11 protein-coding genes and 1 tRNA gene are annotated in these 12,840 nt (G+C 72.0%); 5 read left to right on the top strand and 7 right to left on the bottom strand.

What is annotated here, in order from left to right; genetic code table 11:
• The 3 genes from CR165_RS01280 to CR165_RS01270 are packed head-to-tail and all read right to left on the bottom strand — an operon-like array spanning position 1 to position 3,739.
• Positions 1-1,110: an imelysin family protein gene (locus CR165_RS01280; protein ID WP_109515138.1), complete on the bottom strand. Its 1,110-nt coding sequence runs from the start codon at positions 1,108-1,110 to the stop codon at positions 1-3.
• Positions 1,110-2,420 carry a di-heme oxidoredictase family protein gene (locus CR165_RS01275; RefSeq protein WP_109515137.1) on the bottom strand — a complete coding sequence of 437 codons (1,311 nt, stop codon included), beginning with the start codon at positions 2,418-2,420 and terminating at the stop codon, positions 1,110-1,112. Before CR165_RS01275 ends, CR165_RS01280 begins: the two co-directional genes overlap by 1 nt.
• A 38-nt stretch (positions 2,421-2,458) precedes the next feature.
• Complete coding sequence (locus tag CR165_RS01270; RefSeq protein ID WP_109515136.1) at positions 2,459-3,739, bottom strand: imelysin family protein; 1,281 nt, start codon at positions 3,737-3,739, stop codon at positions 2,459-2,461.
• A gap of 137 nt (positions 3,740-3,876) precedes the next feature.
• On the opposite strand from CR165_RS01270, the gene CR165_RS01265 reads away from it, so the two are divergent.
• The 5 genes from CR165_RS01265 to CR165_RS01245 all read left to right on the top strand — a co-directional run bounded on the left by CR165_RS01265 (position 3,877) and on the right by CR165_RS01245 (position 8,977).
• A complete protein-coding gene (locus tag CR165_RS01265; RefSeq protein WP_109515135.1) occupies positions 3,877-6,090 on the top strand; it encodes a TonB-dependent receptor in 2,214 nt (737 codons plus the stop codon).
• A gap of 74 nt (positions 6,091-6,164) precedes the next feature.
• Positions 6,165-6,848: a Fe2+-dependent dioxygenase gene (locus CR165_RS01260; protein ID WP_109515134.1), complete on the top strand. Its 684-nt coding sequence runs from the start codon at positions 6,165-6,167 to the stop codon at positions 6,846-6,848.
• 244 nt (positions 6,849-7,092) lie between these two features.
• Complete coding sequence (locus CR165_RS01255; protein WP_109515133.1) at positions 7,093-7,296, top strand: hypothetical protein; 204 nt, start codon at positions 7,093-7,095, stop codon at positions 7,294-7,296.
• A 144-nt stretch (positions 7,297-7,440) separates the two neighbouring features.
• The gene (gene rfbB, locus CR165_RS01250; RefSeq protein ID WP_109515461.1) at positions 7,441-8,514 is read left to right on the top strand and encodes a dTDP-glucose 4,6-dehydratase; all 1,074 of its coding nucleotides are present in this window, start codon (positions 7,441-7,443) and stop codon (positions 8,512-8,514) included.
• Between the two features lie 235 nt (positions 8,515-8,749).
• The gene (locus CR165_RS01245; protein ID WP_109515132.1) at positions 8,750-8,977 is read left to right on the top strand and encodes a hypothetical protein; all 228 of its coding nucleotides are present in this window, start codon (positions 8,750-8,752) and stop codon (positions 8,975-8,977) included.
• A gap of 84 nt (positions 8,978-9,061) precedes the next feature.
• Here CR165_RS01245 and CR165_RS01240 read toward each other — a convergent pair.
• The 4 genes from CR165_RS01240 to mreD form a co-directional block, all read right to left on the bottom strand.
• Positions 9,062-9,137, bottom strand: a tRNA-Lys gene (locus CR165_RS01240).
• 91 nt (positions 9,138-9,228) lie between these two features.
• Complete coding sequence (gene rodA, locus CR165_RS01235; RefSeq protein ID WP_109515460.1) at positions 9,229-10,374, bottom strand: rod shape-determining protein RodA; 1,146 nt, start codon at positions 10,372-10,374, stop codon at positions 9,229-9,231.
• Positions 10,374-12,308 carry a penicillin-binding protein 2 gene (mrdA, locus tag CR165_RS01230; protein WP_109515131.1) on the bottom strand — a complete coding sequence of 645 codons (1,935 nt, stop codon included), beginning with the start codon at positions 12,306-12,308 and terminating at the stop codon, positions 10,374-10,376. Before mrdA ends, rodA begins: the two co-directional genes overlap by 1 nt.
• Position 12,309: 1 nt before the next feature.
• Complete coding sequence (gene mreD / locus CR165_RS01225; RefSeq protein ID WP_245906040.1) at positions 12,310-12,819, bottom strand: rod shape-determining protein MreD; 510 nt, start codon at positions 12,817-12,819, stop codon at positions 12,310-12,312.
• Positions 12,820-12,840 lie beyond the last annotated feature (21 nt).

Here is a 12,840-nt window from a genome sequence, read left to right as displayed (position 1 = left end):
TCAGTCCCCGTCCAGCGCGTTGAAGCCGAGCGGGATGCCGAGCGCCGGCGCCAGCCGCTGGGCCAGCAGCGCCTTCAGCGCCGCCGCCTCCCGCTGCACCACCGCCACCGCCTCGCGCCGGGCCGGGTCGCCGATGGCCGCCTCCAGCGGCAGCGGCATCGCCGCGGCCGAGGCGCCGAGCTGGGCGAAGGCACGGTCCAGCAGCCCTTTCAGCTCCGCCTCGCCGCCGGCCGCCAGGGCGGGGGCGAAGGCCCTCTCATAGAGTGCGCGCGCCGCCGCGAGGTTGGCCTGCACCGCCTGCCCCGAAAGGCCGCTGCGCCATGCCTCCAGCAGCTGCGCCCGCGCCGTGCCGGCCGAGCTGCCGAGAGCACGCGTCAGCTTGCGGTCTGCCACCATCTCCACCGCCGCGTGCAGCGCCTTGAACAGCTCCAGCGTCGCCTCCTGCGGCGTGGCGTAGGGCGGGCGCGGCTCGGCGAGCGCGGCGCCGTAGGGGGTCTCGCCGCCGGTCCAGCCGGCCAGCATGTCCTGCGCCAGGGTGGAGAGATTGCCGCCGATGGCGCGCAGCAGGGCGCCCCTATAGGCTGCCTCGGCATCGCCGGCGCGCAGCCGCGCCACCGCCTCCTCGCCATAGAGCAGCCGCTCCAGCGCCGGCAGGCCCTGCGTCGTCACCTGCCCCAGCGCGTTGGCGCGGGCCTCCAGCGCCGCCGGGTCGCGCGCCGCGATGGCGGCGGAGAGGTCCCGCCCGATGGCGTTGCGCGGGTCGGGCCAGAACTGGATGCGCGGGTGGCGGCTGAACAGCTCCGCCGGCCCCACCCGCACATGCTGGATCTCCTGCCAGGCCAGCATGGCGCGGGCGAAGCCTTCCCGCGCCGCCTCCAGCGCCGGCTGCTCCTGCGGGGTCCGGGCCAGCGCGTCCAGCCGCGCGGCGAGGTTGGCCGTGGCCTCGGCGAAGCGCCGGTAGGCGGGCAGCAGCACCTGCTCCACCGCCGCGCGGTTGAGGGCGCGGAAGGCGGCCTCGTCCGGCGCGGCGCGCGCCGTGCCGGGGGCGAGCAGCCGCAGCGGCACGGCCAGGATGCCGAAGGACAGGAGGGCGCGGCGAGCGAGCGGCATCAGAGGGAATCCAGAAAGGTCAGCAGGGCGGCGCGGTCCTCGGCGCGAAGGCCCAGCACCCGGTCGCGGGCCTGCCGGGCCTCGCCACCATGCCACAGGATGGCCTCCGGCGCCGAGCGCGCGCGGCCGTCATGCAGCAGCCCGGCACCGCCGGGGCGGGCGGTGGCCAGGCCAAGGCCCCAGAGCGGCGCGGTGCGCCAGTCCTGCCCGCCCGCCTGCCACTCGGCGTGGCCATCGGCGAGGCCTTCCCCCATGTCGTGCAGCAGCAGGTCGGTATAGGGGGCGATGGGCGCGCCGCCGGCCGTCGCCAGCCGCGGGCGGTGGCAGGCGGCGCAGCCCAGCGCGCCGAACAGCGCCTCGCCCTGGCGCACCCCGGGCGCCTCCACGGCACGGCGGGGCGGAGGAGCGAGGTTGCGGGCATAGAACACGGTCAGGGCGAACAATGCCGGCGCCACCTCGGGCTGGTGGGGCGCTGCCCCGCCATGCGGCGCCTGCCGGCAGGCGGGCTGGGCCGGGGTGCAGTCGCCCCAGGGGTCCGGGCGCGGCGGCGTCGAGAGGCCAAGGTCGAGCGCGAAGGCGGCGGCGGCCTGTTCCGGCAGGTCCGGCTCCGTCGCCTTCCACCCGAAGCGGCCGAGCCGCCCGCCGGCGACGCGGTTGGGCCGGCCGCGGATGCCGTCGCCATCGCGGTCCTGCGGATCGGCGGCGGCGAGGATCTCCGCCTCCGGCACCTGCTCCAGCAGGCCGAGGCCGAGCAGAGGCGGCGAGAGCCGGAGCGAAAGGCGCAGACCCGGATCGGGCGGGCCATGGCCAGGTTCCTCCAGCCGGGGGCGCGGCTGGCGCAGCGCCACCACCAGCCCGTCGGCCAGGGTGACGCGGTGCTCCTGCCAGCGCGGCGCGAGCCGCCCCTCCCCCGGCAGGCCCGGCGCGGAGAGAGGCTGCAGCTGCGCGCCATAGCGCGGGTCGGGGATCAGGCCGAGGCGCCCCTCCTCCAGCAGCGCCCGCTGCGGCGGCGTGGCGGCGGGGATGGACAGGCGCGCCACCAGCCCCGCCGGCACCTCGCCCGTGCCGGGGGGAGAAGGACCGCGCCCGGCGCGCGGGTGGCAGCTTTCGCAGGCCCGGGCGTTGTAGAGGGGGCCGAGCCCATCGGCCGAGCGGGTCGAGGCGGGCGCCGGCACCCAGAGGCGCTGGAACACGCTCTCGCCCAGGCGGAATTCCAGGCGGGAATCCCGGTCGGCGGACAAGGCTGCCCCGGCCGGCAGGGCCAGCGCGGCCAGGGCGGGAACCACCAGCAGCCGGGCGCGGCGCCACACGCCGCGCCGCCAGGGAAACGCCGCCACCGCCGGCGCGGCTACTTGAAGACCTTCGCGGGGTCGTCGAGGCTCTGCGAGCCTTCCACCGAGAGGGCGGGCAGCTTCAGCGCCGCCACCACGCGCTCGATGCTGCGCGTCTGCGCCACCAGCGCGTCGATGCCCGCCTGGATGGCGGCGTTGCCCTCCCGGTTGCCCTCGGCCAGCATCTGGTCGTAGGCCTCCACCGTCTCGGCGCGCCTCGCCAGGGCGTCGAAGGCGGCCAGCGTCGCGGCGAGGCGGGCGTCCATCTCCTCGCGCAGGCGGCGGTCCGTGCCATCCACCAGGTTGCGCAGGCTGGCGCCGCGCAGCACGCGCCCGTCGGCGCGGCGATACTCGCCGCGCCACACCGCCACCATGCCCAGCACATTGCCGCGGTGGCTGTTGTGCGTGTTGTCCGAGAAGCAGTCCTGCTCCTCCTCCGGGTCGTGCAGCAGCAGCCCGAGCTTCATCCGCTCCCCCGCCAGCTCGCCATAGGAGAGGCTGCCCATGCCGGCCAGCATGGCGGCCAGCCCTTCCGGCGCCGGGTTCGCCGCCAGCCGCCGGCGGATGGCGCCGCCCGGCGACCATTGCGCCACCATCTCCTCCAGGTCCTTCACCAGCAGCCCGGTGACGATGCGCAGATACTGCCCGCGCCGGTCGGCATTGGCGGCAGTGGTGTAGTCGGTGAAGGGGCGCCGGCCGGCGCCGGGGCCGGTGCCGTTCAGGTCCTGCCCCCAGAGCAGGAACTCGATGGCGTGGTAGCCGATGGTGACGTTGGCCTCGACCTCCCCCGCCTCGTGCAGCGCTTCGAGGGCCTCCGCCGTCAGCGCCGAGAGGTCGCGCGTCTCGTCGCCCAGGCGCAGGCTGCGGGAGCCGATGATGTTGGCGGCATAGAGCGGGTTCTCGTCGCTTTCCGTGCCGTAGCCGGCATCGACATCGTCGATGAGCCCCTCATCCAGCGGCCAGGCGTTCACGCGGCCTTCCCACGCATCCACCTCGGGGTTGCCGAAGCGCAGCGTCTCGGTCTGCGCGTAAGGCGCTCGGGCGGCGATCCAGGCACGGCGCGCGGCGGCGAGCCCTTCCTCCGAGGGAGCGGCGAGGAAGCTGTCCACCGCCTGCCGCAGGGCGCGGCCCGTCTCCAGGCAGTCCTCGAACATCGCCTGGCCCAGATCGGCGTAGTGGCGCAGCACGGCGCGCTGGCCGGCCTGCCCGGGGGCAGCCGCGGAGAAGGCGGGGCGCATCCTCGCGGCCAGGGCGGCGGGGGCAAGGAACAGGCCGGCGGCCAGGGTGCGACGTTGCATGGTCGATGCTCCGGGTGCGGGCCCTGCTGGTATTGCAAGCAAGTCGCACTTGCAAGAATCACCGCACGGCTTGTTGACGAAAAGTAACCGCACGTCCTAAAGGAAATGCGAAGCATTCTCATTCGCAGGATTCGCCGATGACGACCCAGAGCGGGACCAAGCCCCCGACATCGCATGCCGCCTGGATGGCGGGCCTCGCCATGGGCCTCCCTGGCGCGGCCCTGGCCCAGGGCGCCGCGGCGCCCGAGGGCGGGCTGGTGCTCCCCACCGTCGATGTGCAGGGCACCGCGCCGGCCAACACGCTGCAACGCGCCGCGCCCGTCTCCCGCCTGCCCGGCTCGGTGCAGGACACGCCGCAGGTCATCAACGTCATCCCGCGCGAGGTGCTGGAGCAGCAGAACGTCACCACGCTGGAGCAGGCGCTGCGCAACGTCCCCGGCATCACCGCCTCGATCGGCGAAGGCAATGGCGGCGTGAACGGCGACCAGTTCCGCATCCGCGGCTTCGCGGCGCAGAACGACATCTACACCGACGGGCTGCGCGATTTCGGCGCCTACACGCGCGACGCCTTCACCTACGAGGATGTCTCCGTCATCAAGGGACCCTCGGGCTTCGCGCTGGGCAATGGCACGGTGGGCGGCGCCGTCGCGGTGGGGCTGCGCACGCCGCGCCTCGGCAACAGCTACTCGGCCACCGCCACCGGCGGCAGCGGCCCCTATGCCCGCGGCACGCTCGACATCAACCAGCAGATCGGCGAGACCACCGCGCTGCGGCTGAACCTGATGGGCCAGTCGAGCGAGGTGGTCGGCCGCGACGGGGTGGACAGCCGCCGCTGGGGCATCGCCCCCTCGATCGCCTTCGGCCTCGGCACCGACACCACCCTGACGCTGCACTACCAGCACTACGAGTATGACAACGCCACCGATTCCGGCATCCCGGTGGTGACGGCGCCCGGCAGCACCATCGGCCGTCCGCTGACCGAGTACGGCCTGCCGCGCGGCACCTGGTACGGCCTCAGCAGCGACCGCGACGAGGTGACTACGGACGTCTTCACCGCACGCCTGAACCACACGGTGAATGACTGGCTGACCCTGGCCAACGACACGCGGGTGAGCTTCATCGACCGCGACTACGCCAGCTCGATCGTCAGCTGCGCGGCGGCGAGCTGCGTGACCCCCTGGTTCCGCAACCGCAGCGGCACGGTGACGGCGAGCGGCGCCGGCAACCCGTACCATCAGGAAAGCTGGGCGGTGCAGAACGTCGCCACCGCCACGGCGCGCTTCACCACCGGCCCGCTGCGGCACGAGCTGGTGGGCGGCATCGACCTGATGTACGAGGATTTCGAGCGCACCGGCTACGGCTACACCGGCACCCGCCCGGCGCTGTCGGTCTTCGGCGGCCAGGGCGACATCGCGCTGGACCGCGGCGCGCCCAGCTACCAGCGCAACGGCAGCAACACCACCTACGCCGCCTTCCTGAGCGACCGGCTGTGGCTGACGCCGGAATTCTCCATCATCGGCGGCGTGCGCGTCAGCCGCTTCGAGGTGGAATACGACACCGTCACCTACTCCACCGGCGTGCGCGCCGAGGCCAAGCCCAGCCACACCGTGGTCGACCCCCGCGCCTCGCTGGTGTGGGAGCCGGCGCCGAACCAGACCTACTACGCCACCTACTCCACCTCGACCACGCCGCCGGGCTTCCTGTTCAGCACGCAGCCCTTCACGGCCAGCGGCTTCAACAGCAATTTCGACCCGGAGCGGAACACGCTCTACGAAGTTGGCGCCAAGGTCGGCTTCCTGGAGAACCGGCTCGGCCTGTACGGCTCGCTCTACCGGATCGACAAGAAGAACTCGCAGACCCCCGACCCGAACGGCGACGGCAGCACCTTCATCCAGACCAGCGACGAGCAGCGCAACCAGGGCATCGAGATCGGCCTGACCGGGCAGGTCACCCCCGCCTGGATGATCAACGCCAGCTACACGGCCATGGACAGCGAGACCACCAAGTCCACCACCGCCGCCAATGTGGGCAAGAAGGTGCAGTTCGTGCCCGACCACGCGGCCTCGCTCTGGACCACCTACGAGCTGGGCGCCCAGACGCCCTGGAACCTGACCCTGGGCGGCGGCGTCACCTGGCGCGACAAGGTGTTCCTCAACGCCGCCAACACCGCCGAGGTGCCCGCCGCCCTCACCGTCGACGCGCTGGTCTCGCACCGCATCAACGACAATCTGCGGGTGCAGGTGAACGGCTACAACCTCGGCAACGCGCTGAACTATGACGGGCTGTGGGCCAACCGCGTGATCCCCTCGGCCGGGCGCACCATCCTGTTCACCCTGGCGGCGGATTTCTGAGCCGCGCCGGCGCGTCCGGGGCGCCGCCGCGCGGCGGCGCCCCTCCCCCACCCTCCCGCTGAAACGACATCATCATGCTGGTCCGCATCCCCCAGGTCCTGACCCCCGAGGAAGTCGCCCATTGCCGCCAGGTGCTGGAGCGCGCCGCCTGGGTGGATGGCCGCGTCACCGCCGGCGAGCAATCCGGCAAGGCCAAGCACAACCTCCAGGTGCCGGAGGATTCGCCGCAGGCGCGCGAGCTGGGCGACATCATCCTGCGCGCCCTCGGCCGCAACCCGCTCTTCACCACGGCGGCGCTGCCGCTGCGCGTGTTTCCGCCGCTGTTCAACCGCTACGACGTGGGCATGACCTTCCACGCCCATGTGGACAACGCCATCCGCTTCCTCCCCGGCGCCATGCAGCGCATCCGCACGGATGTCTCCTCCACCCTCTTCCTCACCCCGCCCGAGGAGTATGAGGGCGGCGAGCTGGTGATCGAGGACACCTACGGCACGCAGAGCGTGAAGCTGCCGGCCGGCGACATGGTTCTCTACCCCGCCACCAGCCTGCACCGCGTGGAGCCGGTGACGCGCGGCAGCCGCTGGTCCTCCTTCTTCTGGACCCAGTCCATGGTGAAGGATGACGGCCAGCGCCGCCTGCTCTACGAGATGGACCTCGCCATCATGCGCACCCGCGCCGACCTGCCGGACAACCACCCCGGCGTGCTCGGCATGACGGCCGCCTACCACAACCTGCTGCGGCAGTGGGTGGAGATGTAGCCCGCGCCTTCAGCACGTCCGCGGCCGGAAAAGCCTGCCGCGCCGTGCTTTCCACACAACTGCTTGACAGACCAGACCCCACGCAAAAGCTTGTTGCTTTGCCGTGTACGTCCCGTCATGGAGGGCGCCGGCGTGTTCTGACTGCCCTGGGCGCGGTACCCGGTCCGCCCGGCTGCGCGCAGGGCCTGAGCCGCCGGATACCCCTTCAGCCCGGCCTGGAACGGCCGACCCAGGACCGCCTTCCATGATCAGATCCCGGCCCGTCGAAATCGACGGCCGCTTCGTCGGCGTCGCGGTGACCCAGGACGGCTCGCTGCGCTTCATCGCCATCGATCCCGCCGCACGGGGCGCGGAGGGAATCATCTTTCCCACCCCGGCCGCCATGCAGCGCCGCGTGCGCGCCGCCCTGCAGGAAACCGGCCTGCCGCCGGTGCGCCAGGCCGGCTGAGCGGCAATCCGGCCGGCTTCTCTGGCGGCGACGCCATGAAGCCGCCATTCTCTGCCCTCCATAGGGGCGTGAGCTGACGCGGGATTCCATGGAACGGCTCCTACCCGCGTCTTTCGGCCCCATTGTCTGTGAGGGAATGACTTGGTGCGTATCGTTGTAACGGGCGGCGCGGGCTTCATCGGCTCGGCGCTGGTGCGCCATCTGGCGCTGGATCTGGGCGCCGCCGTTCTGGTGGTGGACAAGCTGACCTATGCCGGCGACCGCCGCTCCATCGCCGCCTGCGAGGACAAGCCGGGCTTCGCCTTCCTGGAGGCCGACATCGCCGACGGCGCCGCCATGCGCGCCGCCTTCGACGCGTTCCGCCCCGATGCGGTGATGCACCTGGCGGCCGAGAGCCATGTGGACCGCTCGATCGCCGGCGCGGCGCCCTTCGTGCACACCAACGTGGTCGGCACCTTCGCCCTGCTGGAGGCGGCGCGCGGCTACTGGAACACGCTGGAGGGCGAGGCCAAGGCCGCCTTCCGCTTCCTGCACGTCTCCACCGACGAGGTGTATGGCTCGCTTGGGCCGAACGACCCCGCCTTCAGCGAGACCACGCCCTACGACCCCCGCTCGCCCTACTCGGCGACCAAGGCCTCCTCCGACCATCTGGCGCGCGCCTGGCACGAGACCTACGGCCTGCCCACCATGGTCACCAACTGCTCGAACAATTATGGGCCGTACCATTTCCCCGAGAAGCTGATCCCGCTGATCATCCTCAACGCACTGGAGGGCAAGCCCCTGCCCGTCTACGGCGATGGCAGCAACGTGCGGGACTGGCTGTTCGTCGAGGACCATGTGAAGGCGCTGGCCACGGTGGTGCGCCAGGGCCGCCCGGGCGAGACCTACAACATCGGCGGCAAGGCCGAGATGCGGAACATCGACGTGGTCGAGGCGGTGTGCGACCTGCTGGACCGGCTGCGCCCGGACCCGGCCGGCCCGCGCCGCCGCCTCATCACCTTCGTCACCGACCGCCCCGGGCATGACCGCCGCTACGCCATCAACCCGGAGAAGATCGGGCGCGAGCTGGGCTGGCAGCCGCAGGAGACCTTCGCCACCGGCATCGAGAAGACGGTGCGCTGGTACCTGGAGAATGCCTGGTGGTGGCAGCCGCTGCGCGAGGGCCGCTATGCCGGCCAGCGCCTCGGCCTGCTGGAGACCGGAGCCAAGGCCGGCTGATCCGGCGCCGCGCGCCGGCGCGCGGCTTCGTGATGACCAGGGGCGGCAGCCGGGGATCGGCTCCGCCCCCCAGTCTCGACAAGGGCTTGCCGGGTGGTCCTGCAGCGCCCTGGCAAGCCGCCATCCAGGCGCAACGGAACCGTTGCAAAGGCTTCACGAGTTTTGCCTTGTCGCGCCCGGACGGGGTTGATTGTCTGGCACGGTCGTCACCGGTTTTCCGAGAAGGGCGCCCCTGATGCCCGAAGGCTGGATCCCCAAGGCCGAAGACCTTACCCTCTGCCTCAGCGGCTATCCCATCCGCATCCGGCTGCATATCGGCCGGCCACGACCCTATACGCTGGAGGTCGATGGCACCGCCCCGCGGGCCTATTCCTCGCTCGCGCTCGCCCGTCACGACGCGATGTGCAGCGCCGCCGAGTGGGATGCGATGATGGAACGGGCGCTGTCCGGCAGTACGGCGTGACGGAAGCGCCCGGAGGAAGGACGCAAAAAAAGCCGGCAACCATCCGGCTCCGGCTTCCGCAGATCCCGCAAGGGAGGGTGGGAATGGTGGGCGCACTAGGGCTCGAACCTAGGACCCGCTGATTAAGAGTCAGCTGCTCTACCAACTGAGCTATGCGCCCCACCGGGATGAAACGGCGTCTCCGCCGGCCGCATCCGTGGGCGGGCTTTTAGCCGATCCGCCCGCGAAGGCAACCCTCTTTCGTGACTTTTTCACTCCCGCGCGGCACCGAACTCGGCGTCGCGATGCACATGCACCGACATCAGCAGGCCGAAGCCCAGCATCGAGGTGAGCATGGCCGAGCCGCCATGGCTGATCAGCGGCAGCGGCACGCCGCCCACGGGAATGCTGCCCGTGACCATGGCGATGTTGACGAAGACATACATGAAGTAGTTCACGCCAAGCCCGAGCGCGACCAGCCGCCCGTACTGGTGCCGGCAGCGCAGCGCCACGGCCAGCGCGAAGAACACCACCAGGGAAAGCAGCACCAGCGTCGTCATGGCGCCGACCAGGCCGAACTCCTCGGCCAGCATGGTGAAGATGAAGTCGGTCTGCTTCTCGGGCAGGAAGTTCAGGTGGCCCTGCGTGCCCTGGAGGAAGCCCTTGCCCCAGATGCCGCCCGAGCCGAGCGCGATCTTGGACTGGATGATGTTGTAGCCCGCGCCCAGCGGGTCGCTCTCCGGGTCGAGGAAGGTGTTGATGCGGGCGCGCTGGTAGTCGTGCAGATGCTCATAGGCGATCGGCGCGATGACGGCCGCGGCGCCGATCAGGATGGCGAATTTCCACCAGCGCACCCCGGCGGCCCAGAACACCGCGCCGCCGATCATCAGCGTGATCAGCCCGGTGCCGAGATTGGGCTGCTTCAGGATCAGCCCGACCGGGATCAGCGTCGCCAGGATCGGCGGCAGCAGGAAGAGCGGGTTGCCGGCGCGCTCCCAGCTGGCGCGGTGGAACCAGTGGGCCAGCGCCAGCACCAGCATGATCTTCATCAGCTCCGAGGGCTGCAGCTGGATCGGCCCGAGCTCGATCCAGCGCTGCGCGCCCTTGCCCACCTGCCCGTGCAGCGCCACCAGCACCAGCAGCCCCACCCCCGCCAGGTAGCCCAGCCAGGAGAGCCTCGCGATCAGGCGGATGTCGATCATGGCGATGGAGAGCATCATCACCAGGCCGAAGCCGAAGCGCAGCGCGTGGCGGCTGGCATAGGGCTCCGGCGCGCCGCCCCCGGCCGAGTACAGCGCCACATAGCCCACCGCCGCCACGGCGCAGAGCAGCAGCACGAAGCTCCACGGGATCAGCCAGAGCTTCTCCAGCACGCCGGTGCCGCGGTCGCGCAGCAGCAGGCGGCGCTCGAACACCATCATCGGCGGCGCTCCCGTTCGGGTGGCGGGGGATCGGGTGGTGGGGGACCGGGTGGCGGGGGATCTGGCGGGGCGGCGGCCTGCTGCTGCGGCGGCGCGGGCGCCGCGGCCACCACGGGGCGGAGGCGGTTCATCACCTCCACCATCACGTCGCGCGCCAGCGGCGCGGCGGCGCCGGAGCCGCTGGTGCCGTGCTCGACGACGACGGAGATGGCGTATTGCGGGTTCTCATAGGGCGCGAAGGCGACGAACAGCGCGTGCGGCCGCCACTCGCGCGGCAGGCTCTCCACCCGGAAGCCGCGCTCGCGCTGCTCGCGCGAGACGCGGCGCACCTGGGTGGTGCCGGTCTTGCCGGCCATGCTGCCCATGGCGGCGGGCAGGCGCGCCACGCGCGCGGTGCCGCCCTCCTCATTCACCACCGACCACATCGCCTCGCGGATCAGCCGCAGGTCGCGCTCCGGCAGGCCGAGGCCCGGCCAGTCCTCGGCGCGCACGCCGCGCACGGCGCGGCCGGAGACGGCATGGGTCAGGTGCGGCTGCACCGCCCGCCCCGTGGCCAGCCGCGCCGCCATGGTGGCGAGCGAGAGGGGCGTGAGCTGGTAGAAGCCCTGGCCGATGCCATGCACCACCGTGTCGCCCAGGTTCCAGGCCTTGCCCTGGCGGGTGCGCCATTCGCGCGTGGGCACGAAGCCGGCGCGGGTGCCGGGCAGCTCCAGCTCCAGATCGACGCCGAGGCCGAGGCGCTTCGCCATGGCGGCGATGCGGTCGATGCCCATGCGGCGCGCCACCTCGTAGAAATAGACGTCGCAGGAATTCTTCAGCGCCGCGCGCAGGTCCATGTTGCCGTGGCCGCGCCGCTGCCAGCAATGGAAGCGGCTGTCGCCCAGGTCGTAATGGCCGGGGCAGAAGATGCGCTCGGTGGGCGTCACCACCTTGGCCTCCAGCGCGGCGAGGCCCACCACCATCTTGAAGGTGGAGCCGGGGGCGTAGAGGCCGTTGGTGGTCTTGTTGATCAGCGGCGTGGCGCGGCTGCGCGTCCATACCCGCCACTGTGCCGAGGAGATGCCGGAGCTGAACAGGTTCGGGTCGAAGGAGGGCTGGCTGGCCATGGCCAGCACCTCGCCGTTTCGGGCATCGAGCACGACAACGCTGGTGCCCTCCTCGATCCGGTTGCGCACCGCCTTCTGCAACTCGGCATCGATCGAGACCTGCAGGTCCTGGCCGCGCACGCCCTCGCGCCGGTCCAGCTCGCGGATGACGCGGCCGACGGCGTTGACCTCCATCTGCACCGTGCCGGCGCGGCCGCGCAGCAGCCGGTCGTGGTGCCGCTCGATGCCGCTGCGGCCGACGCGGATGCCGGGCAGCAGCAGCAGCGGGTCGTCGTCCTCCTCCGTGTCGGCGGGCGGCGCCACATAGCCCACCACATGCGCCAGGTGCTCGGCATAGGGGTAGTGGCGCGTGGTGCCGACATCGACGCTGATGCCCGGCAGGTCCGGCGCGTTCACCTCGATGCGGGCCATCTCCTCCCAGGAAAGGAACTCGCGCACCACGACGGGGACGAAGCGGCGGCGGCGGCGGATGTCGCGCTCGATGCGGGCGCGCTCCGCCTCGCTCAGCGGCACGAGGTGGCTGAAGGTCTCCAGCGTGGCGCCGACATCCTCGGTCTGCTCGGCGGTCAGCAGCACGCGCCAGTTCAGGTCGTTGGCCGCCACCACCCGCCCGTCGCGGTCCAGGATGCGGCCGCGCGGCGGCGCGATGAGGCGGGTGGAGACGCGGTTCTCCTCGGCCAGCGTCGCGTAGCGCTCGCCCTCCTCGAGCTGCAGCTTCTGCAGCCGGTAGCCCAGGAAGCCGAACAGCCCGAGCTGCCCCGCCCCCAGCAGCAGCGCCCGCCGGGTGAACACGCCGCGGCGGCGTTCCTCGTCCCGCTTGCTCATCTCAGGCCAGATCCTCCGCCCGGCGCATCGCCTTGTGCATGCCGGTCAGCAGCGCCGCGACGCCCGGGTAGAAGCCGGCGCTGAGGGCGAACTGCACCAGGGCGGGCGCCAGGGCGGGCAGCCGCCAGGAGAGCACGGCCTGCAGCACGAAGCCCAGCGCCGCCGCCGCCGCCGCGACCCCCGCATAGACCAGCCACACCACCCAGAAGGATTGCCGCGCCAGGAAGCGGCGGATGCGCAGCACCAGCCCATGCGTCAGCAGCAGCGTCAGCACGGCGATGCCGGGCGGCGCGAAGCCCAGCAGATCCTGCAGCAGCCCGAGCAGGAAGCAGAGCGGCGGCCCCATCGTGCCGGGGCGGAACACCGACCAGAAGAACACGCAGCCCAGCGTCACCGCCGGCAGCGCCGAGGGCAGGCCCACCGGGGTCGAGACCAGCACCATCAGCAGCGCCGTGCTCACGGCGGGGAAGGCGGCGCGCGCCAGCGCGTCCAGCCGGCGCAGCAGGCCCATGGGTGGCTGCGGCCGCCCTTT

Origin of the sequence: Teichococcus aestuarii (assembly GCF_003116135.1) — a bacterium.
GTDB lineage: Bacteria > Pseudomonadota > Alphaproteobacteria > Acetobacterales > Acetobacteraceae > Pseudoroseomonas > Pseudoroseomonas aestuarii.
Note: the sequence above shows the minus strand (reverse complement) of the source record. Positions and strands in the feature narration are given on the sequence as shown.